21 protein-coding genes are annotated in these 22,254 nt (G+C 40.3%); 6 read left to right on the top strand and 15 right to left on the bottom strand.

The features are described from left to right. Window positions 1-10: 10 nt before the first annotated feature. Both CSV80_RS13585 and CSV80_RS13580 read right to left on the bottom strand, forming a co-directional pair. Window positions 11-1,105 (bottom strand): copper resistance D family protein, encoded by a 1,095-nt coding sequence (locus CSV80_RS13585; RefSeq protein ID WP_099671171.1) that lies wholly within the window; start codon window positions 1,103-1,105, stop codon window positions 11-13. Next, window positions 1,106-1,663: a copper resistance CopC family protein gene (locus tag CSV80_RS13580; protein WP_099671170.1), complete on the bottom strand. Its 558-nt coding sequence runs from the start codon at window positions 1,661-1,663 to the stop codon at window positions 1,106-1,108. A gap of 355 nt (window positions 1,664-2,018) precedes the next feature. Here CSV80_RS13580 and CSV80_RS13575 point away from each other — a divergent pair, with 355 nt between their 5' ends. Together CSV80_RS13575 and CSV80_RS13570 are read left to right on the top strand one after the other, a co-directional pair. Continuing rightward, window positions 2,019-2,339, top strand: a complete 321-nt coding sequence (locus tag CSV80_RS13575; protein ID WP_099671169.1) for an ArsR/SmtB family transcription factor — start codon at window positions 2,019-2,021, stop codon at window positions 2,337-2,339. Between the two features lie 12 nt (window positions 2,340-2,351). Next, complete coding sequence (locus CSV80_RS13570; protein ID WP_369802831.1) at window positions 2,352-4,895, top strand: heavy metal translocating P-type ATPase; 2,544 nt, start codon at window positions 2,352-2,354, stop codon at window positions 4,893-4,895. Between the two features lie 94 nt (window positions 4,896-4,989). On the opposite strand, the gene CSV80_RS13565 is transcribed toward CSV80_RS13570, so the two are convergent. After that, window positions 4,990-6,249, bottom strand: coding sequence for a cytochrome P450 (locus tag CSV80_RS13565; RefSeq protein WP_099671168.1), 1,260 nt, complete (start codon window positions 6,247-6,249; stop codon window positions 4,990-4,992). A gap of 273 nt (window positions 6,250-6,522) precedes the next feature. Between CSV80_RS13565 and CSV80_RS13560 the strand changes: the two genes are divergently transcribed. The 3 genes from CSV80_RS13560 to CSV80_RS13550 are packed head-to-tail and all read left to right on the top strand — an operon-like array spanning window position 6,523 to window position 9,197. Further along, window positions 6,523-7,659 carry a betaine/proline/choline family ABC transporter ATP-binding protein gene (locus tag CSV80_RS13560; protein ID WP_099671167.1) on the top strand — a complete coding sequence of 379 codons (1,137 nt, stop codon included), beginning with the start codon at window positions 6,523-6,525 and terminating at the stop codon, window positions 7,657-7,659. Beyond that, a complete protein-coding gene (locus tag CSV80_RS13555) occupies window positions 7,652-8,305 on the top strand; it encodes an ABC transporter permease (protein WP_099671166.1) in 654 nt (217 codons plus the stop codon). The genes CSV80_RS13560 and CSV80_RS13555 overlap by 8 nt, the downstream gene beginning before the upstream one ends. 1 nt (window position 8,306) lies before the next feature. Continuing rightward, complete coding sequence (locus CSV80_RS13550) at window positions 8,307-9,197, top strand: glycine betaine ABC transporter substrate-binding protein (RefSeq protein WP_099671165.1); 891 nt, start codon at window positions 8,307-8,309, stop codon at window positions 9,195-9,197. 154 nt (window positions 9,198-9,351) lie between these two features. Here CSV80_RS13550 and CSV80_RS13545 read toward each other — a convergent pair whose 3' ends face one another. The 10 genes from CSV80_RS13545 to CSV80_RS13500 form a co-directional block, all read right to left on the bottom strand. Continuing rightward, a complete protein-coding gene (locus tag CSV80_RS13545; protein WP_099671164.1) occupies window positions 9,352-9,804 on the bottom strand; it encodes an SRPBCC family protein in 453 nt (150 codons plus the stop codon). Between the two features lie 117 nt (window positions 9,805-9,921). After that, window positions 9,922-10,293: a VOC family protein gene (locus tag CSV80_RS13540; protein WP_099671163.1), complete on the bottom strand. Its 372-nt coding sequence runs from the start codon at window positions 10,291-10,293 to the stop codon at window positions 9,922-9,924. A 132-nt stretch (window positions 10,294-10,425) separates the two neighbouring features. Further along, window positions 10,426-10,740, bottom strand: coding sequence for a DUF1801 domain-containing protein (locus CSV80_RS13535; RefSeq protein WP_099671162.1), 315 nt, complete (start codon window positions 10,738-10,740; stop codon window positions 10,426-10,428). 186 nt (window positions 10,741-10,926) lie between these two features. Further along, window positions 10,927-11,355 (bottom strand): VOC family protein, encoded by a 429-nt coding sequence (locus CSV80_RS13530; RefSeq protein ID WP_099671161.1) that lies wholly within the window; start codon window positions 11,353-11,355, stop codon window positions 10,927-10,929. A gap of 107 nt (window positions 11,356-11,462) precedes the next feature. Then, window positions 11,463-11,858 carry a VOC family protein gene (locus CSV80_RS13525; RefSeq protein WP_099671160.1) on the bottom strand — a complete coding sequence of 132 codons (396 nt, stop codon included), beginning with the start codon at window positions 11,856-11,858 and terminating at the stop codon, window positions 11,463-11,465. Window positions 11,859-12,456: 598 nt separating this feature from the next. Continuing rightward, the gene (locus CSV80_RS13520) at window positions 12,457-12,732 is read right to left on the bottom strand and encodes a DUF2564 family protein (protein WP_099671159.1); all 276 of its coding nucleotides are present in this window, start codon (window positions 12,730-12,732) and stop codon (window positions 12,457-12,459) included. Window positions 12,733-13,057: 325 nt separating this feature from the next. Then, window positions 13,058-13,801 (bottom strand): hypothetical protein, encoded by a 744-nt coding sequence (locus CSV80_RS13515; protein ID WP_099671158.1) that lies wholly within the window; start codon window positions 13,799-13,801, stop codon window positions 13,058-13,060. A 219-nt stretch (window positions 13,802-14,020) separates the two neighbouring features. Next, a complete protein-coding gene (locus tag CSV80_RS13510; protein ID WP_099671157.1) occupies window positions 14,021-14,593 on the bottom strand; it encodes a GNAT family N-acetyltransferase in 573 nt (190 codons plus the stop codon). Between the two features lie 489 nt (window positions 14,594-15,082). Next, a complete protein-coding gene (locus CSV80_RS13505; RefSeq protein ID WP_099671156.1) occupies window positions 15,083-16,426 on the bottom strand; it encodes an MFS transporter in 1,344 nt (447 codons plus the stop codon). A gap of 14 nt (window positions 16,427-16,440) precedes the next feature. Further along, on the bottom strand, window positions 16,441-18,000 hold the full coding sequence (locus CSV80_RS13500; RefSeq protein WP_099671155.1) for an AMP-binding protein: 1,560 nt from the start codon (window positions 17,998-18,000) through the stop codon (window positions 16,441-16,443). A 140-nt stretch (window positions 18,001-18,140) separates the two neighbouring features. Between CSV80_RS13500 and CSV80_RS13495 the strand changes: the two genes are divergently transcribed. Beyond that, window positions 18,141-18,770 carry a TetR/AcrR family transcriptional regulator gene (locus CSV80_RS13495; RefSeq protein WP_099671154.1) on the top strand — a complete coding sequence of 210 codons (630 nt, stop codon included), beginning with the start codon at window positions 18,141-18,143 and terminating at the stop codon, window positions 18,768-18,770. 750 nt (window positions 18,771-19,520) lie between these two features. Here the strand turns inward: CSV80_RS13495 and CSV80_RS13490 are convergent. After that, on the bottom strand, window positions 19,521-20,654 hold the full coding sequence (locus CSV80_RS13490; protein ID WP_158231906.1) for an S-layer homology domain-containing protein: 1,134 nt from the start codon (window positions 20,652-20,654) through the stop codon (window positions 19,521-19,523). A gap of 226 nt (window positions 20,655-20,880) precedes the next feature. Next, entirely contained in the window at window positions 20,881-22,221 is a 1,341-nt protein-coding gene (locus CSV80_RS13485) for a Na+/H+ antiporter NhaC family protein (protein WP_099671152.1), read from the bottom strand. Between the last annotated feature and the right edge of the window lie 33 nt (window positions 22,222-22,254).

The raw sequence follows: 22,254 nt of genomic DNA, 5'->3' as shown, positions 1-22,254 counted from the left end.
CTCATCATTATTATTGCATGCTAGACATAAATCCAAAATAAAGCGAAAGGACACTGAATATCCCCATGAAAAACGGAACAATTGCGGGTGTCTTTTTCTTGAAGCTAAATACGATCAGCCCCATGAAGATCATCGCGACTGTAAAAAATAGAGTGTTTACTGTGTTAAAACCAAATTGTAGACTCATTGAAGGTTCAATGACCCCTGAATAAAAGTAATCGAAGTTTGCCGAAGGACCGCTGCCTGCGAGAGTGGTCTCGATACTATGCGGTGGTTCCTGTTGTCCCAAGACGCCTGTCGAAACGAACGTCAAGAATAGAAGCACGCTTTCGAACTTCAACCACGGTCTTGGATTAATTTGCTCTTGTCTTTTCAATTTACGTTTAATCCAAAACCCGTTGATACAAGCGAAAAACAGAACAGGGATGATAGTCAAATGCTTCACCAATAAAGCTTGTCCATAAGGTAGCGTCCATGCATCGCCATACTCATTTACATCAATCACCAATGTCATGAGAAATAAACCCGTTCCTACAATCGTAAGAAAACATGCGATGGCCAATGGAGTAAACCAGCGTAAATAGGAAAGCCAATTCTCTGCGTTTTTCGAACACCAACCGACGATCAGGAGGATCCCAATCCATACCGTCACAGCTAGAAAGTGTAAAGAGTGAACAACGAATCCACTCCATTCGGTAAGCGAAGCCCCATGACTTGCCCATCCCAATGCCAAGAGCAGGACGAAGGTGAAAGCTAATGAAATGCCAGAAAGTACTTTGCTATTCAAGACTGAAAACAAGGATACGAACAAATAAAAAAATATGGCAAGTATGATGGTGACTGTCCATGCCTTTCCTACCTCAAACCCCGTAAGCACATTTTGCATCGTCAACATCAGACCGATGTCTTCATAAAGAAATAAGATGACTCTAATCAGAGGAGCAATTGAAAAGAACACGACGCCTAATATGGCCAATTGAAGTAGCCTCTTCGAAATACGGATTTCAGGCTTCAAACGTTCTGGAATGAATTGAATGATAAACGCGCCCATTAATAGGGAGAAACATAGATACAATAAACTTTCTGAAATATATATCCAAATCATTTATGTTTGCCTTCTTCCTATGATCCAGCCGAAAAACCCACCAGCAATCGTAAATAAAACGACCAAGATGATAACTAGGACATCATTCGAAGCTATTTTTGATTGAACTTCCACTGGCTGCTCCACTTTTTCTTCTACTTGTTTTTCACTGGGCTGAATAGGTATTTCTTGGGCTTCTTCTGACACTACAGGATCCTCTAATTCATCTTGATTGACTACGAATGAATACGTTCCTTGTATCGGATGGCCATCCGCGCCGATAATCTTCCAGTCCACAGTATATGTACTAGAATCTAACGGAGACAAAAAACCAGCTGTCATAATATGATCATTCACGCTGGTATTACTGACGGTTACTTCCTCATTCGCCTCGTTAAACACTTTCACCGTACTTGTGGCTTCGATTTTCGTATTAAAATCCAATGTAATTTCATGAATTTCTCCAAAAACCACTTCACCATCAGCTGGGGTAGCACTAGTTAGACCAGTATGTGCGGAGACGGTATTTGCTGAGATGATGAATAAGAAAATTGTCATCATGACAATATTTTTCCTCATAACTTCCCCCTTCACTTCCTTTCGATCGTACCACTACCCATTTTTCACGAGAAGTCCTACCTCTATTAGAATACCTGTAAGCATGGGATGCGTACTGTATACTGTTCGTTTCTTTAATTATGGACTCTCGAGAAAGCTCGTAGGTTCCGACTCTTCAAAACCAATGACAACGATATAGGTCTTGTAATTTTGTTCTAAAATAACCTTTTCATTATGTACTAATCTAATACTGTGTCCGACACAAACAGTCGCCCTAATATAGGATTCACTATATGTTTGACATACATATTAGTCATTGCTAATGTGATAATAACAAAACGTATTAGTCATGTCTAATATAAGGAGTGGTATATATATGATACAAGAAAACTTTGAACTTAAAGTGAAGTTTTTGCGTGCATTTGGAGACAAAACCAGGGTTCAAATATTAGAGTGCATCAAATATGAGGAAAAGACTGTCTCACAAATTGTTGAAAGTATAGATGGGAATCAGTCCAATATCTCGCAACATTTAGCTTGTCTAAGAGGTTGTGGAATTATTGTAGGAAGACAAGAAGGTAAATACATCTACTATGGATTACGAAATCAACAAATTAAAGAATTACTAGACACATTTGATCAGGTGTTGAATCAAATTGAAAACAATGTCGCTTGCTGTGAAAATCATATAAGTTAAGGACGTGATAGATTGGGTAATACATGCTGTTCTACTAACGTAGAAACTGAAAATCTAGAGAAACAAACCTCCTGTTGCAGTAGCAATCAAGCGCAAGAAATTGAAAAATCAACCTGTTGTAGCAGTAACGCTATAAATACGGAAGTACAAGATGATAGTTGTTGTACTGCTTCGAACACTGCAGAAGAAAGTTGTTGCAGTAGTACAGAAAAACCTGTAGATCCAGTTAACGTGAATCTGGATCGAGGAATCAAAGAGGAATTTCGGGTTTATGGAATGGATTGCCCCGTTTGTGCGGTAACCATTGAAAAGAACTTAAGCACTCTCCAACATATCAATGGAGTGAATGTGAATTATAGTTCTGGCAAAATGCAAATCAGCGCGACTCAAGAACTTGATGAAGAGTTAATCCAAAAACAGATGAAAAAGCTCGGTTTCGAAGTCGAACCTAGCAAAGTGAATCACAACATACAGAATTACTTTATTGAAGGCATGGATTGTGGATCTTGTGCGCTAACAATTGAAAACCATTTAAACCACCTTCCTGCTGTTAAACACGTGAAGGTGAATTTCTCAACAGGTAAAATGAAAATTGAACATGAAAATAGTCCCGAAGAAATTATGAACGAAGTAGCTAAAGCTGGATTTAAAGCGTCACGTATTTCTACTAATAAGCAGACGCCTTCCTCCACACATTCTCGTAAGCAGAATGAAGCTGTCATTTTTTCAGGTATCCTCATCGCACTAGCATTCATCGGATCGTATACAGGAGTTTCTCCTTATGTAACGACATTCATGTACATCGTGGCCATGATCGTCAGTGGCTTTAAGCCGGTCAAGAGTGCATATTACGCAATTAGAAGCCGTTCATTGGACATGAATGTGCTGATGTCCGCTGCAGCAATCGGAGCGGCTATATTAGGAGAATGGCTTGAAGGCGCCACCGTTGTTTGGCTGTTTTCTTTAGGTCTCACCCTACAAAACCGAGCCATCGAAAAGACACGAAAATCCATTCGGGGACTTATGGAGTTAACACCACCTGAAGCTTGGGTGAAAATTGGAAACGATTTAATTAAAAAGCCTGTTGAAGAGGTATCCATCAATGACATCATTATCGTCAAACCTGGAGACAGAATCCCATTGGATGGGGAAATCATCGACGGTGAATCCAGTGTCAATCAAGCCGCGATTACAGGAGAATCCATACCCGTTGATAAAGCTATAGGCAGTTTCGTGTATGCTGGCTCCATCAATGAACACGGCTCACTCACCGTTAGAGTGACCAAATTAATTGAAGATACAACCATCTCCAAAATCATCCATTTAGTTGAAGAAGCTCAAGAGAAAAAGGCGCCTACGGAAGCATTTATCGATAAGTTCGCGCGTATTTACACACCCATCGTATTCATACTGGCACTCTTGGTGATGGTCGTTCCTCCAGTATTGACGTTCGGTACTTGGGAAGAATCGATTTATAAAGGATTAATGCTATTAGTCATTGCTTGTCCTTGTGCACTCGTAATATCCACTCCCGTTGCGATCGTGACGGCACTTGGAAATGCTGCTAAAAATGGTGTTCTCATCAAAGGTGGAACATTCTTAGAAAATGCTGGATCTATTGATGCCATTGCCTTTGACAAAACAGGCACATTGACAGAAGGTAAACCGAAAGTTACGAATGTCGTGACCTTTCATGATTCCGAAACAAACATGTTATCGATCGCTCGAACGTTAGAAGAGCACTCTACCCATCCCATCGCTACCACCATAGTGAATTACACGAAAGAACAAAACATTCAAGCGATGAAGGGTACGCAGTTTAAGAACGTGGTAGGAAAAGGCATTCAAGCGACAATTGAAGAGATACCGTACTTTGCTGGAAACAGAAAGTTATTTGAAGAGATCGGTGCCCCTCTCCATGCATATTCACAACAGATTTCCAGCCTGCAAAATGAAGGGAAAACTATTATCATAATAGGTTCCGCTCAAAAGATTTTAGGTATCATTGGCGTTTCGGATACCATTCGAGAAACAACAAAACGATCGGTAAAAAACCTAAAGAAAATCGGTGTTCAACAAATCGTTATGCTGACGGGAGATAACGAAGGGACAGCAAAGGCCATCGCTTCCGAAGCCGGCATGAACCGATATTATGCTGAACTATTACCGGAAGATAAAGTGCATACGATAAAACAACTGCAAGAAGAAGGATATCGCGTGGCTATGATTGGAGATGGCATTAACGATGCCCCTGCACTAGCAACGGCTGACCTTGGTATAGCAATGGGCGGTGCGGGTACCGACACAGCCATGGACACCGCAGATATCATATTAATGGCTGACAACTTAGAGAAACTCCCACACACCATGAACCTCAGCCGAAAAGCATTGGCGATTATCAAACAAAATATTTGGTTTTCAATAATCGTAAAAGCAGTAGCCTTACTGTTGATCTTCCCAGGATGGTTGACATTATGGATTGCGGTATTAAGTGATACCGGTGCTGCGCTAATTGTGATTTTGAATGCGCTTCGGCTTTTGAGGGTTAGGAGTTAGTTGGAGAAACGGGAGAAACGGCAGTAGAAACGGTACCAGGTCCCCACACAATTCAGAAAAAATTCTGAATTGTGTGGGGACCTGGTACATTCCATTACTCTTTGAATAACAGTACTTTACTATTTGGATACGTTGGGAACTGATTCATTGGAATCGTCCAATCTTGCTCGGGTACAGTAAATTCATATTGATTCACTAAATGATCAGAAAAGACACGTAAGCTGTGAAGAGTAATCCATTCCCCCGCACAGCGATGCATTTCTCTGAACTTCCCGCCACCTTGTGCAATCATTTCATATTCTTCTTCATAGGAAATATCTTTCGCTCTTCCTACAAATCGCTGGCTATCAAATTGTTCCGGAGAAGCGATGGTACGCTCGTCATGGTTACTACCGTAAAGATCCAATACAACCCAGCTATCTTTAGGAATCAAGTACCCATCAACTTCTACAGCACTCACAGCAATCGCTGGTAGCATCGGGAAAAATGGATAGTAACGACGCAGTTCTTGGATGAAAGAATCTTGCAAGTCATCAAAATCACTTTGTAATTCTTCATAAATATCTCGTTTCGCAAAAAGTGCATGCCCCATTAATGCTACCCAAACCGTTAACGCCACTGTCGGACGGATGATATTTAATAACTCCACCGCTGCTACTTCCACAGGTAATAGTTCTCCATCGAGGTCCGTCGCATGGGCAAAAGTATATAAAGCAAGACGTTCTTTTCCTGGAACCGGGTGCTCTCGTGCTTCTTTTATGAGATCTTCAGCCCACTTTTCGGACTCATTTCGATCCGTAATCCCTTTTATGTGGTCTACAGGAGACGTAACGGCTCCACTAATCATAGAAATTTGATTTCTCGCCAATTTTTCCAACGTCTTCGAGTCAAATTGTTCCAAGTTGATCCCACACCATTCCGAGATGGTATTAAACAGCACTCTATTGGCGAGGTCAAACAACTCAAATTCACCATGCTGTTTGTCTAACTCCTCAGATACATTCTTCGCTAATAATATATGATACTCTTCCATTCGATCCGGAGACATCAAATCCATAAAGTAATTCTTCCGATGATGGTGTTCGTCACCATCTAAAGTCTGCACGCCGCCCTCACCGAATAAAGTTTTCAAGACCGGCTTCGGCATAGCGCCTTCACGTTTAAAGTTTTCCGGATCATAAAATTTACGGGCCGCCTCTTCTCCATAAATAGCCGTTATTTCTTTCGTTAAGAATTCAGCTTTCACTACTGGCGCACCCACTTCTTCGCGAAGTTCTCCTAACAGATTATATCCTTTATTGATTAGTTCCTTCACATCCGTTAATTTAACTTTGGTTTCCGGTAATCTTTTCATAATATTTCACTCCTGTTTTATGTTCATTTTAAGTATTTTTTTATCATGGCTTAAAGCTCTATTACCTGATATACAGTTTGGTAAACATAATAAAGATGCTAGGTTCATACACTATAGTAGATCCATGTAGAGGGCCTTCTAATTTGTGTAGGAACTTGAAATTCAATAAAATCTTGAACAAATTTTACTAATATGTTAAGGTATTAATTCAGACGCCTTTCTTAATTTATTAAGGAGTGCAGTCTATTTTTTTAATTACTACAGGAGGTACTTATGCTGAAGTTTGAAAATGTGACAAAAATGTACGATGGTGGATTTCAAGCTGTGAAATCTGTCAACTTCGAGATTGCTGAAGGTGAACTACTTGTTCTAATAGGACCGAGTGGTTCAGGTAAATCTACTACCATGAAAATGATTAACCGGATCATCCCACACTCAAGTGGAAAAATTTCTATCAACGGCAAAGATATCAAATCTTACAACGCTGCTGATCTTCGCAGAAATATCGGTTACGTCATTCAACAAGTCGGGCTTTTCCCTCATTACACGATCGAAAAAAATATCTCTATTGTACCCCAACTGAAAAATTGGAATGAAAACAAAACGAGAACACGTGTACTCGACCTACTTGAAATGGTCGGACTCGATCCGAAAATTTATGCTTCACGGTATCCAAAAGAATTATCAGGTGGACAACAACAACGTGTCGGAATTGCGAGAGCGCTTGCAGCGGATCCAGATATCATTTTGATGGATGAACCGTTCAGTGCGCTGGATCCCATTACACGTGAGCAGTTGCAAGAAGAATTACTGAAGCTCCATAAACAGTTAAAGAAGACCATTGTCTTCGTTACACATGACATGGACGAAGCGTTAAAGATGGGCGACCGTATTGCCATCATGAAAGACGGCAATTTACTTCAATTAGACACTCCAGAGAAACTACTACATGAACCCGCTCACGGCTTTGTAGAAGAGTTTATGGGTAAGCATCGAATTATCCAAAACCCTGAACTGATGCCGGTTACTGAAATTATGGCAGAGAAGGTCGTCACGACCCGTTCGAACACTTCTCCCGAACGAGCCATTTCGCTTATACGTCAACGAAAAATCACCGATCTTCTCGTTGTAGATGATCAGAAGAAACTACTTGGTATTGTTTCTGCTTATGATTTAATCAAACAAATTGACAGCATCAAAACCATTGATGAAGTGATGAAACCAGCTGTCCCATTTTTACTCGATACAGCAACAGCGAAAGATGCCATTATTATGATGGACTCCTCACCGTTCGGCATGATCCCTATTGTGGATGAACAACATATACTAGTAGGACTCGTCAACCGTGGCTCCTTACTCTCTGCCATGTCTAGTCAATGGACAGATCAGGAGGCCGATCTAGATGAATAATTTAAATATATGGCAACAACTTGTAGAACAAACCAAATTGAGATGGCAAGAAGTACTCCAAGCAACATCCATCCATATTCAACTCGTTTTCTTCTCGATGATCCTCGCGGTAGTCATTGCGGTCTCGCTCGGAATTCTTATTACACGCGTACCTAAACTGAAAACTGGAGTCCTCGGTGCGGCAGGCATTATGCAAACCATCCCGAGTTTAGCGGTGCTTGGTTTCATGATTCCCATTTTCGGAATTGGCGTAAAAACCGCTATCGCTGCGTTATTTCTTTACTCTTTACTGCCTATTATGCGTAACACGTACACGGGGATTAAAGACGTTGATCCCGCCACAATCGAAGCCGCAAAAGGTATGGGTATGACGAGCATGCAAATTCTATTTAAAGTAGAATTGCCACTTGCCATCCCTATTATTATGGCCGGAATTCGAACAGCCGCGGTCATTAACGTCGGGAACGCGACACTAGCTGCATTCATTGGAGCAGGTGGACTCGGTGACTTCATTTTCCTCGGTATCACACGTGGAATTGACGGATTGATCTTACTTGGGGCTATTCCAGCTGCGATCCTTGCGATTGCTCTTGAAACGTTCTTTAGCGCCGTTGAACGTTGGACGACGCCGAAAGGATTGAGATGATTTGAAAAACAAACTCACACTGTTGCTCGTCACGACCTTACTGGCTAGCCTACTATCAGGTTGTATATTCAATGAAAAAGATTCACTCAGACTCGGTTCTCGAAACAATACGGAAAGTATAATTTTGTCTAATATCATGGGACAATTAATTGAAGATCGCTTAGGTGTAGATATTATTTACAAAGAAAACCTAGGCGGCTCATCTGTCGTCTGGAACGCCATGACCAATGACCATATCGACGTCATCCCGGACTATACAGGAACCATCGTCGTGACATATTACCAAGAAGAACCTGGCACAGCTGAAGAAACATTAGCTGCAACCAAACGACTGGTCGCTGGTGACAACATCACCGCACTCGGTACATTCGGATTCAATAACACGTATACACTAGCACTAGATGAAGCAAAAGCTGAAGAGCTAGACCTTGTGACGTTCAGTGATTTCGCTAAAGTGGCCAACGACTTCACATTAGGCGCCGTGTTCGAATTTATCGATCGCCCAGACGGATTACCTGGTTTTGAAAAAGAATATGACATCCAGTTTAAAGACGTCAAAGGCATGGATCACGGCATGATGTACCGCGCGATTGGTGCAAATGAAGTAAATGTCATCAACTCCTACACAACAGATGGACAGCTCGCGATCGCGAATCTACGCGTGCTAGAAGATGACAAATCGTACTTCCCCCCCTACCATGCACTCCCTTTAGTACGGGATGAAACGCTCAAAGAATACCCAGAACTCGAAGAAATACTTGGCCTTCTTGAAGGTGAAATCGATGAAGAAACGATGCAAATCATGAACGGAAAAGTCGATAATGACGGCATGATGGTTGAACTCGTCGCCAAGGAATTCTTGGTGGATCGTGGGTTAATTGAAGAAAAGTGAATGGAAACAGCGCACCCTCTTGTGAGGATGCGCTGTTTTTTTGTAGGTGGTGACGGGTAGACACACTGTGGGTGGTGCCAGGTACACACACAACTTCAGTTCAATTCAGAATAGTTTCCGAATTGTGTCGGGACCTGGTACCGTATCCAACGTTCTACTTTTCCAAATAATGCTTTAATGAATCTAAGTCCTTCGCACATGCTTTTTTAAATGTTCCTGCCATCATCTTTCCAAACAATTTCAAAACGCCAGTTAAACCATTAATCTCACCATTTAATGTAACTTCAGATTGGGAACCTGCCGGCACAATTGTGTATGCATACACATATTCACCTTTACCGGTTGTCCCTTTTGTACCATCACAGCGAAGCACAATTTTATTCGGTTCATTCATTTCTACAACCTCAAAGTGTTCGGAAGCTTCTTTTCCATACATTTTCCTTGTTTCCTTCCACTCGCTTCCTACTCGCATAGGACCCGCATCTAATCGGTCAATTCTTACTAAACCTTGCATCCAATTCTTTGCAGCATCTAAGTCGAGTAAGCCTTTATACGTTTCTTCTATTGGTGCGTCAATCGTTCTTTTCACTTCAAAATGAATACTCAAATATTTTCCTCCCCAAATTTATAGTAGTAGCTGTAGTCAGCGAAGTACTTTTGAATGTTTCGACCCCAATAAATTTTATTCTAAATAAAACAGTATGTTCCAATTGGATATTCTGCGTCATCGGTGTTGATCGAACAGAATTGTATTACCATCGGGATCCTCAATAGATAAACTTGCAGGACCTTCGCTTGTTTCATCTGCTTCTGACAACAACTTAATACCTTTTTCTTTTAGCTGTCTTTGAATAGCTCTTATGTCTGTGAATGAATCTAGATTTTGAGCATTTTCATCCCAACCTGGATTAAACGTCAGAATGTTCTCTTCAAACATTCCCTGAAATAGCCCGATAACAGTACCTTCATTCTTCATAATAATCCAATTTTTATTAATGTCTCCACCAAATACTTTAAATCCAAGTTTTTCGTAGAATAGTTTTGATTTCACAATGTCTTTTACAGTTAAACTTACAGAGAATGCGCCTAATTTCATATTTCCTCCTCATGAAAAATTACTGTTTAGAAAATCAGTTACTTTAAATGTATCAAGTTATAAACTTCCCTTAATTGCGTGATCCTCATTTAGACTCATAGCGTCTTTAATTAGCAAGGTAATAGCTTCTACCTAAATTTCTTCCAACTGTTTTATTCTTATATGTCTCATTGTTTTTCCTGTACCTTGCAATAATTTATTTTCATCTTTTTCTAGGAGTTCATTTCCTCTATGAAAACCCAGATTCACGTGTTTTTGGGCAGGTTGCAGATAACAAACTAAACCAGTATATGAATAATTGGGCATAGACCATTTAAACTCTTCGGTAAGTTCTTGCGAAGACTCAAAAATTATTTTCCTTAAAGTAGTCGTAATACCTTTAATATCTTTCGGCAAATCTGAAATAAACTGGTCAACCTCTTCAGTATTTCTTTTCTTATTAACCATAATTTTCTCCTTCTAATAATGGTTTCTATTCATATTACTGAAGTAACAGTAAATATATAATTTAATAATAAAAACCGTTCAGACCCCATGTTGTCAGGGATTTAAACAGTTTTTATCACTCTGTTTTTACAGGTTTCTATTTTTATTTTCCTTTATTCAAATTTAATAATCCGTGTGAAATCAAGATTAATAAGCTGTTTCTTCATTGTTTAAATTAAATTGCCAAATGACACCGAATTTGTCCGTAATTTGCCCATAAAGTTTTGCCCAAAAAGTCTCTTGGAGCTCCATTTCAACAGTTCCGCCTTCTTTTAGTCGATCGTATACCTTTTGCAGCTTGTCCTCATCAAAGCTATGATAAGCTAGACTTACGTTATTTCCAACCGTAAAAGGAGAACCTGGGAACGTATCTGAAAACATCACATTGCTTCCTTCAATGTCCAAACGCGTATGCATCACTAAATTTTTGGCTTCCTCGGGAAGAGGATAATCTGGATTGGGAGGATTTTCTCCAAACGTCATAATCTGCGGTTGTTCTGCTTCAAAAACCTTTGCGTAAAATTCCACAGCATCACGGCAATTCCCATTAAACGTCAAATAAACATCAATAGCCATTTCCACCACTCCTCTAAAAATAGTACTTACTCATGCATTATAAATGAAACAAATAACAAAACTTTCCTTTTGCAAATAGCAATTCATTTTTTCAAGATAATAGGTTATTATTTTGCGTTTTCATCTGGCTGATGAATCCCAAAAATATTTCCCTCAGTATCAAGATAATAGCCTTGCCACGCCATTCCTGGCAGCGCATATTTCGGCATTGCTAAGCTACCGCCATTGGAAAGGATCTTCTCCTCCGTTGAATCGTAATTTGCCACTCCCATCGTACACGCATATCCATTTAGAGCTTGGTTGCGTTCAGGCGGAGGACCTTGACGCTGCATCAACGCACCATTAACACCCGGCTCATGATCATCACCCGTGACGGCTCCGCAATAAGGCATTCCAGCATACTCACTCCAGTCCTGAAATGTCCATCCAAACACTTCCCCATAAAACGTTTTCGCCCGTTCCATATCATCTACATGAATCTCAAAATGGACTAATCTTCCCATTTATATTCCCCCTAGCATTAGCAGAATATTCTTAACTGCCATCTTATTTTAACACATATGAGTCAATTTCCTAATTGTTCTTTTTTAAAAATACACAAAGCGTACATTATAAAACGTACCGTCGGATAGTGTCTCTCTGTAATTAAGATTGCTTGTATACCCAGCATCCATTATATTCATTTAAAATTATCAGCCGGTCCTAGTTCCTTGGATGTTGCACCATATAAAAAGCTGTCAGTAGATTCAAAAGCCATCACACTGCACAGCACTTCTTCTCCATTCGTAAAGCGGATCGTCGCGATATACTAATAATAGGTACCAGGTCCGCACACAACTCTAGTTCAATTCAGAATTGTTTCTGAATTGTGTTGGGACCTGGCACCTTATCGATGGATATCGGGTTAATTGAAGAAAAATAAATGGAAACAGCGCACCCTCTTGTGCAGATGAGGGTGCGCTGTTTTTTAAAAGATGGTACCAGGTGCAATGATAAAGATACCTATGCGTGAAACTTTCACGATTATTTAAACAATCACGTTTGTTTTTCACACAGATACGTTATTTTTAAAGTAATGAGATGATGTAGTGCCATCATTGATTACTCGCCTTTCTTCATTTGGGTTTCATTTAATTGCTGCTTGAGCGAATCCAACTGTCCCTTATGCTGCTGAACCATGTCTAACTCTTCGTTAAATTGCTTTGCATTCCTAAACGCGTTTTCAGCACGCTCGATTGCATTAAACGCATGTTCAATTGCCATTTCTTCCGGATGAGACATCGCTTGTTTCACTGCACGATCTGCTTTCTCTACCGAATTACTAAAAAATGTGCCCGGATGATTCTTTTTCCAACTTGGGCCAGAATCCTTTGCCATATACTTCGCCTCCCACATGTAAAATAGATGATAACAAGCTTAGTATCGCAATTTATAGTGGAAGTATACGCAGGAAGATTCAATTCAGAATAATAATGGTACCAGGGATAATAGGTACCAGGTCCACACACAACTCTAGGTCAATTCAGAATTGTTTCTGAATTGTGTTGGGACCTGGCACCTTATTCACACCAAATACAGACACAGTCAGCCGATTTAAATTTTAAGGTACCTGTGCGTGAAACTTTCATGATTGTTTAAACATTCATGTTTGTTTCTCACCCAGGCACCTCATTTTATAGAACGTATTCATGGAGAACCAGGATCAACCCCATACTGCTGGCTTCGGATTTTTGAGATCTTGCTCTATAAATTTAATTTTAGGTACTACATCACCATTAGTATTATCGTAATCTTTAATTCTTTTTTCATAGGCTGCTTCATCAAAATCAATTGCAATGAATTTTATAAAATTTTTACCATATGGAGTAAGCATTGGCTTCAAATCTGTTTCCTCTGCTTCAGGTCCCAATTCTAAATAACTGAATGTGGATGCACTCTTGATAAGATATAACCGTTCTAATTTTGAATATATTTGTTTTGATAATATATGTTCAGGGCTTCCTTTTGTGTAATCTTTAAATGGATTTTCTGCAATTCCGGATAAATAGAATAACATTCTTACATCTTCATATCTTAAGCTTCTCAAAGTATCAAAATAGTTAATTACAACGCTCTCATTTTTACATTCATTAATGAAAACATTTTCAAACCCCTGTAATAAATAAATAATTTTTGCATCTTCATGTTCTTCTAATAAATCTGAAAGTACAATCGGTCCGATCTTTTCTTGAATATAGTCCTTGCTAAGTTTTTCACTAGCGAATAGCATATCTATTCGTTTTAAGTGTTCGGCATATTCCTTTATTCTTCTTTCAACCCTGTTTAACTTTCGATTCTGAATTATTTTCCCTACATACGGAGCTAAATCTAAACTCCATTCTAATATTTTACTAAAACCTGTTCCAACATACTCTTTTGCTATTTCATTTAATTTCTCATTTTTCAATTAAAAAATTTCCTCTCTCATATTTTAAATTCTATCCACCCGTGGATTTTTGTATCATGTCTAATCATTATCATCTACTAAGCCGAGCAGAAGACGACTTGATGGGCAAAAATCACAAAGGTACCAGGTTCTCACACGTCTCTAGTTCAATTCAGAAGTGTTTCCGAATTGTGTTGGGACCTAGCACCAAATCAGTCTAGTTTATTATTTGGTAACTTATTAAATAAAATCTGTACTGCTAACCTCTAGTACCATAATCGGTTCTTCATCTATTAAGGAATAAGATACAAAATTAGACTTTTGATAAAATGAGACCAATTTTTCAATATCTACTTTTCGTTTTAAATTATTTTCTTCAGTAAAATCAACATCCTCAATTGGTGCAGGATGTAAGATGATCAAATCAATCTCTAAAATTCTACAAAGTTTTATAAGTTCTTCAATTGCTGTCTTTCCATAGCCTTTACCACGAAAATCAGGATTTACTGATATCGTATTTAACATGAGAAATTTAGGGAGCTCCTCTTCCAATTCTTCTTTAAAGAGTTTTGCAAATGTAGACATTAGCCATAACTCATCGCCAGAAAAAGCATCCGCAACATTTAATAATTCCTTTTTATTCAATAGAGACGAATTGTATATTACAAAAAGAATATAACCTATGCTCTCTTGATCTTCTTCTTTATTAAGAATTATTGATGATTGCCCATTTACCACAAAAAACTCTTCTTCAACAGTCATTGAAGAATCTAGTGAAATATTACTCCATTCATGTTCCATTGTTACTTTCATTTCTCCACCCCATCTTCAATAATTAATTCTATTCAAATTAACACGAACTTACGTTCTTGTAAAGTGGTTTGCCAAAATGTAGAATAAAATCTTCTCTTACAGAAGTCTGTATTGCCCAACTCAATGAGAGGAATAGTGAAATCGTCGCCCATAAACTATAATGAAAAATAGATAATAGACAAAAAGAAAAAACTTTTGATTTAAAAGAGTTTTAAAGATGCTACCCCGTCCACACACAACAAGGTATGCTATTGTCTTAAAAGAGAGTGAGATTGGATTAAAGATACCTTTGCATGAAAATTCATGATTGTTTAAAAATCCATATTTTTTACTCACACAGTTACCCTACCTTTACCTGACGAATTAGTTCTATCAGGAAACCGGGTTCCTGCGTATTGCAAAGTTTTGATGATGGCATTCGACTGAATAATACGGTTAAATAATAAGAGCTCCCGACAGTCAATATGTCGGGAGCTCGTAGAAAACTGATTAGTCACGTACCTCCGTTGCAGTAGTGAGCAAAGGTTCCGCAGACACGCGCGGTTCAAACTCTTCTTCATGGACAGTTTCATCGTAATGCGAAATTTTTCTCGTGTCTGGCGAGAATATGGCCAAAACTAGCGAAACGAGAAGGGCTGCTATCATGAATCCGCCGAAAATCCACGGAGATGGGCCGTAATTAGCCGCCATGGCAGTCCATAACATCGGTCCGAACCCGACAATCGCAGCGGCTATTTGATACCCGAGGGACATCCCTGTATATCTGACATTAGCAGGGAACAGCTCTGAGAAAAACGTCCCTTGTGTCGCAAAAATTGCAGCCCAGACGACACCGAGCAATACGATCTGCATGATGAAGAATGTGGACGTGTTGCTGGAAATGCCGATGAAATACGGAATTGCCAGCACCAGCATGCCGATCAACCCAGAAATATAAATTACTTTACGTCCGATGAAGTCAGACAGGTATCCCACAACAGGTATCGTGATCAGCATCGTCGCACAGCTCAGCGAAAGTGCAAGCAGTGCAGTGTCCCGTGAGTAGCCGATATACGTTGTAGCGTACACTAGAATAAATGACATAAGGAATACGTTGAAAAAGCCGTCGCCCAGTTTAAGGCCGATGATTCGGAACATATCCTTGGAATTATTTCTGAACAGCGTCAGTACTGGCATCTTCTCGATATTGCCAGACTCTTTACGTTGCTGAAATTCTGGAGTTTCTTCGATACTACTCCGTATCCAGAGCGCAAGTACGATGAGAACGCCGCTGAACAGGAACGGAATTCTCCAGCCCCATGCCATGAACTGCGCTTCCGTAGTGAAGCTGTTAATAAGTGTGAAGCTGAATGTGCCAAGCACTAACCCGATCGGTACGCCTAACTGTGGGATCGAACCGAACAACCCGCGTACTCCTTTGCTGGCATTCTCCGTAGCAAGAAGGACAGCTCCGCCCCATTCTCCTCCCAGAGAAATTCCCTGAATCAACCGCAGTACGACCAGCATGGCTGGTGCCAGGATACCGACTGCCGCGTAGGTCGGCAACAATCCAATCAAGAAAGAACTACCGCCCATCCCGATGAGCGTGATCATCAATGAAGCTTTCCGTCCAATCCGATCTCCCACATGGCCAAATATAATACTGCCCAGCGGTCGTGCTGCATATCCCGCCCCGAATGTGGCAAATGCGATCAGAATGGAAACGGCAGGATTTTCATTCGGGAAGAAAAGGGTGGTAAATACAATTCCAGTGGCTGTTCCGTATAAGTAAAAGTCATACCATTCAATAATGGAACCTGACAAACTTGCCAACAATATTTTAATCTTTTTCATGAAAAGTCTCCCCTCTATTTAACTGGAATGTAATTTACCAACTTATTTTTTTGAATCTTGCCGACGGAAGTTCGTGGGAAATCATCTAAAAAATCAATGGAATCAGGGACTTTGAATTTAGCCAATTGTGCTTGGCAGTGAGCCAGCAGCTCATCCTCCGTAACGTACATTTCTTCATTCAAAATGACGAAGGCTTTAATAGCCTCATCGCGCATATCGTCCGGCACACCGATCACCGCTGCTTCGTACACAGCTGGGTGGGAGGCTAAGGCACTTTCCACTTCAATGGTAGCCACATTTTCCCCGGATCGCTTGATCATGTCTTTTACGCGGTCTACAAAATAATAATATCCATCTTCTCCAATACGGGCATTATCGCCTGTGCGAAGCCAGCCGTCCTGTATCGTTTCTTCGGTTGCCAGCGGATTACGCAGATACTTTTTCATAATGGTGCGTCCTGCATGGCCTTTGATCAAGATCTGCCCTGAAGCACCTATTTGAACTTCATTACCTTGTTCATCGACCAACTTCACTTCGTACGCGAGAGTCGGTCTGCCAATGCTTTCATTCTTGCATACGCCGTGTAGCGGATTCATTAGCGGAATACCTATCGTTTCTGTCATCCCGTACAGCTGACTTAATCTGACACCGGCGAGTTCTTTAAAGCGGTTCAACTGTTCTGCCGCGACATTTTGTGCGAAGATAATTGTGTGGAGAGTGTTCTTGATTACGTTCTTTGTTTCGTTTTTAGCTAAGATCATGCGAATAGGCGCAGCGAACAGTGAACCGACTGTAGCTTGCAGCTGATTGGCCTGCTCAAAATAACGGGATGCGCTGAACTTTTCAGTTAAAGCTATTGAAGCGCCAACGGTTAAAGCCGACATGGTAGAATAATATTGAGCGTTGCCGTGGAACAGCGGAAGGACGATAAAAGTCCGGTCGTTGGCAGTCAGCTGTAAGTTTAACGCCATCTGTTCACCGACGAATAAATAGTTGGCATGCGTGACACACACACCTTTAGGTTTTGAAGTAGTGCCTGAAGTGTATAGAATGGCAACGGTATCTTCATTATGAAGCTCAGGCAACGCATATTTGTAACCGCTTTCAAAAATCAACGCGTCATCGTAGGATAAGTAACCATCAACAGGCTGACTTCTTGTGAGCATTCTGTAACGAATGGCGGGGCAGTGAGTTTCCACATCCGCGAACTTGTCCAGATAAGGCTGTTCTGTAATCAACATGACAGAATGGGAATTAGAGATAATATAGTTCATCTCGCTCGCAGGAGATAAAATATTCGTAGGCACCATGACGGCCCCTATATTCGCCAAAGCAAACCAAATTGTATAAAACTCTAAGTTATTCGGCATGTGTAATGTAACATGCTCTCCTTTTCGGATTCCCAAGTGGAGGAAATATCGGCTCAGCCGATCTACTTCATCCTCAAATTCACTATAGTTTTTTTGTGAGACATGACGATCAGCGTCTTCGAATAAAAACAATGTCTTGTCAGGATGCTGATGCAATTTCTCATTTAACAGGTCACGAAGTGTTCTTTCGCCTACACAATCCATTAAATCCCTCCTGTTCATTTGAATAGACCGTAGTCTTAGACTATAGTCTATATATTAATTGAGTGTTCGTGAGTTTGTCAATATATTCTGAAAAATAGTTTTATTTTATGTAAAGTATAATATAATCGGGGGGTATTGCTATGAAGAAATCGGCTAGACAAATCCAGGCGGAGCAGACGAAGAAGCGCATATTGGAGACTGCGTTGGAGTTGTTTCGGAAAAAGGGATTTGATAATGTAACCGTAGATGAAATTGTGAAGAAAAGCGAAAGTTCCAAAGGTGCCTTTTATGGCCACTTTGGTTCAAAATATGATATCTTCATGGAAAAATTCAAAGAGATCGACCAATATTACATAAAAGTGGTTTCCGTTATGCGGGAAGAGTTAACGTTCAATGAAAAAGTGCTGTATTTGGTGGAACGGCAAATGCATTACCTCGAATTCGAGTTAGGAAAAGATATGATGAGGACGGTCTATGTCAGTGGTCTTATGGAAAGAGAAGGAAATTTCTTTTCTATACATGACAGAGGGTTGTATGCCATTCTTGATGAATTTATCGTCACGGCAATCGAAGAAGGAGATCTGCCGGAAGACACCAATAGGAAAGCGCTGATCCGCATGCTTTCAAGATGTATGCGCGGGCTGCTGTATGATTGGCTCTCATTGGGCAAAGAGTACAATCTGGAGGCCGAAAGCAGATTGTTTTTTTCTACATTCCTGGCGGGGCTTCAGTGTGGCAGACTGAATGCTACACCGTTTGAGGTGGATTGAGGTGAGCTGGGTCTTAAGCAATTTCTAGGGCGAGTTTGAATCGTTTTCGGATTGATTGGGACTCGGTCTTTTTTTATTCATCTATCTATTGCTTATATGAATAATATAGTGAAATATTAGCGTCAAAAAAATTAAAATTGAAATAAAAGTACCTATACGAGAAACTTTCATGAATGTTCAAACATTCACGTTTGTTTTTCACACAGGTACCTTGTTTAAAACTATTTCCGCAGTTGGCGCAATAAATTGATTCCACATGTTCTCCAGCTCTTAACATGCTGTCTTCAGTAAAAACTTCTATATCCTCGTATCTTTTTAAAAATTATATTCTAGCCCTCTACTACATTGGCATTTTAAACACGTGATGCTAAACATAGGCTCATCCTTCTTTTCTTTTAAGAGCGCTATCGCAATTGCCTTTAACATCGGTATTACAAATTGTCTCATCCCCTTTCACCCCTACGTCAATTGTAATTCAACTAAACGCCTTGTTAATTAAAGCGAAACCTTTCACATTAATAAAAAGTCCATATGTGAGAAACATTCACGTTCGTTTCACACATAGGGACCTTTAACTATTACAACTTCAGACTATTCATGATTGCTATTGAATCTCCCTAATCGAGTACCTACACTACAATTTTCCGTTAGGTAACGTTCGACTACATAAAGAGCGTAACGTACCGCCAGACAGTGTCTTTCCACAATTAAAATCACTTATAGACTCGGTTAATAATCAGCCTGTCATACCTACTGGGCATATGCACCATATAAAAAGCTGTCTTCACTTTCATGAACCCACACACTGTATTGCACTTCTTCTCCATTTTCAAAGAGGACCGTCGCGATATACTCTCCCGGCTGTTCCATCATAATATACGTGAAATTGTATTCATTTCTTACAATCGCTACGTCATCAGAGATTTTCTCTCCGTCTTTCTTGGCGAGGGCAATATTTTTTACGGGTTTATATTTCGTATTGAGCGCTACCTCATTCGGCAGAGAATCATCTGTTTTTTCTAACGTCAAACGTAGTTCGCTGCCCTCTTTTTTCACATGAACATAATATTTTTGATACTTCATATTAAATTCTGCGTCTCTTCCCCAAATGACAACTCCTCCTGTTCCTTCTTTGACCGGAAATAATTGAACTTGACTTAGCGTGTCATTTTTCCCTTTCACTTTTACTGCACGAAATACGTCCGGATTCACTTGATCATCGATAACCGCCGTCATCGCATGCCATCCTAAGTCGCCCGCTTTCACCGTCACAGCATTCTTCATTACTACCTGCTCCGCCGCCACAAGCATTTTTGAGGCTTGCCCTCTCGTAATCGATGCGTTCGGGCTGAATGTTGTAGGTGAAGTACCCGAAGTAATACCGAGCTTGTAAATAACCAGTACGTCATTTGTAATGCCGACTTCTCCTTTGAACGGGTTTTTCACCTCTACATCATGAGGTAATTTGAATGCTTTCACAAGGATCGCAGCCATATTTTTACGCTTAATCGGCTCATCCGGTTTAAAACTACCATCTGGATACCCACCGATAATTCCTTCTTCCGCCATCCTCGCAATCGCTCTATTAAAACCATATGATGCGGGTACATCTTTAAATTTCTGTTCTATTCGATATGATGTATCCAGACCAATCATCTTCGCAATAATCGCTGCAGCTTGTCCGCGCGTAATCGAATTCCCCGGCTTGAATGTTCCGTCCGGATAACCTCCTATAATGTTACGCGCGGCTAGCTCATTCACCGCATTCGCAAAATGCTTCGACGGCGGCACATCAGAAAACATTTGCTTACCAGCTGCAGCCCCTGATAACGGCAAACTGCATGCCAGTAAGAATGCACCCACTACAGCAAATAACTTCTTCATTTCTATCATCCTCTCTAAACACCCTATTCTCTTAGCTGCGTATAGACGGGAAATTACTAGAAAAGTTTCAAACCTTGAGAGAAAATTCATATTCAAAAAAGGTAACCACATCAGCTGACTGAATGGTTACCTTCTCTACTATTTATGAAGTTTATGAGTAGTCTGTTGTTTTCCTAATGCCTTCTTTATTATAAAACTGGAAAACATAATGCGTAAGTAATTTATTTTATTCCTCTACAGGCACTGTAGCGACCTGTTTCACTTCTTTACTCTTTCTGCCTAGATTCGGATATCCGATAAGGATCGCAAGAATTGCACAACCCCCCATTAAAATCGGATAAAACGAGTAGGGGATAATACTTACCGGTGAAATCGCTGCAAGTCCGGCCGCTGCAAGCATTTGCCCTCCATAAGGTAGAATTCCTTGCCAACTGCCAGCGAATGTATCGAGTAGACTTGCTGACTTTCTTGGATCAATTTCATACTCATCAGCAATACTTTTTGCTAATGGACCTGTAACAACAATTGAAATGGTATTATTGGCAGTAGCAATTGCTGCCGCACTGACCAATCCTGCGATCCCAAATTCCGCACCTTTTTTCGATTTTATTTTACTGTTTACAGTATACAGAAGATAATCAATCCCGCCATTATGCCGAATAACCTCCACCAGACCACCGATCAAGACTGCAATAATCGCTAGATCTTCCATACTCATTAATCCTTCACCTATCGTTTTTAAGAAGCTGCCAAAACTGTAAGACCCGTCAGCCAATCCGACACCACCGGCAAAAATCGTACCGCCAATTAAAACAATCAGTACATGCACGCCCGCTAATGCCGCAGCCAATACGGCAATATACGGAAGAATCTTTATTAGTTCATAATGAAAATCCGCACCGATTTCAGCTTTATTTCCCCGCGTAATAACACCCAGAATAATCGCTGTTAAAATGGCACCCGGCAATACTATAAAAAAGTTCACTTTGAATTTATCCTTCATTTTTGTATGTTGGGTCCTGACTGCTGCGATGGTTGTGTCTGAAATCATCGATAAATTATCTCCAAACATCGCCCCGCCGATCACCGTTGCCATCGTCAGTGCCACCGGGATATCCGTCTGGCTTGCGATACCAATTCCAATTGGCGCCAAAGCTACAACTGTCCCCATTGAAGTTCCCATTGAGATTGAAATGAAGCAGCCAATAGCAAAAAGTCCTACCATCAATAGATTTGCAGGCAGTAGAGACAATCCTAAATTAACAGTAGAATTTACAGCGCCCATGCCTTTTGCGACCGTCGCAAAAGCACCTGCCAGTATGAAAATAATTGCCATTAACATAATATTTGGATGGCCTGCGCCTTTCGTGAATATACTCACTTTATTCTCGAATTTTTCTTTTCGATTCATTAGTAAAGCAACTGCAGAAGCAATAATCACTGCGACGTTCAGCGGCATATTCGAAAAGTCCTTCGTCAATACACCAGCGCCAATAAAGAGCGCTACAAAAATAATTAATGGTAAAAGTGCAAATGCATTTCCTTTCTTCACTTCTTTTACTGTCATTTCAAATCCACCTCAATTCATTTTGTATGATAA

The organism is Sporosarcina sp. P12(2017) (assembly GCF_002743035.1).
GTDB classification, from domain to species: domain Bacteria; phylum Bacillota; class Bacilli; order Bacillales_A; family Planococcaceae; genus Sporosarcina; species Sporosarcina ureae.
The sequence above is the reverse complement of the archived record's forward strand: the minus strand, read 5'-3'. Positions and strand labels throughout refer to the sequence as shown.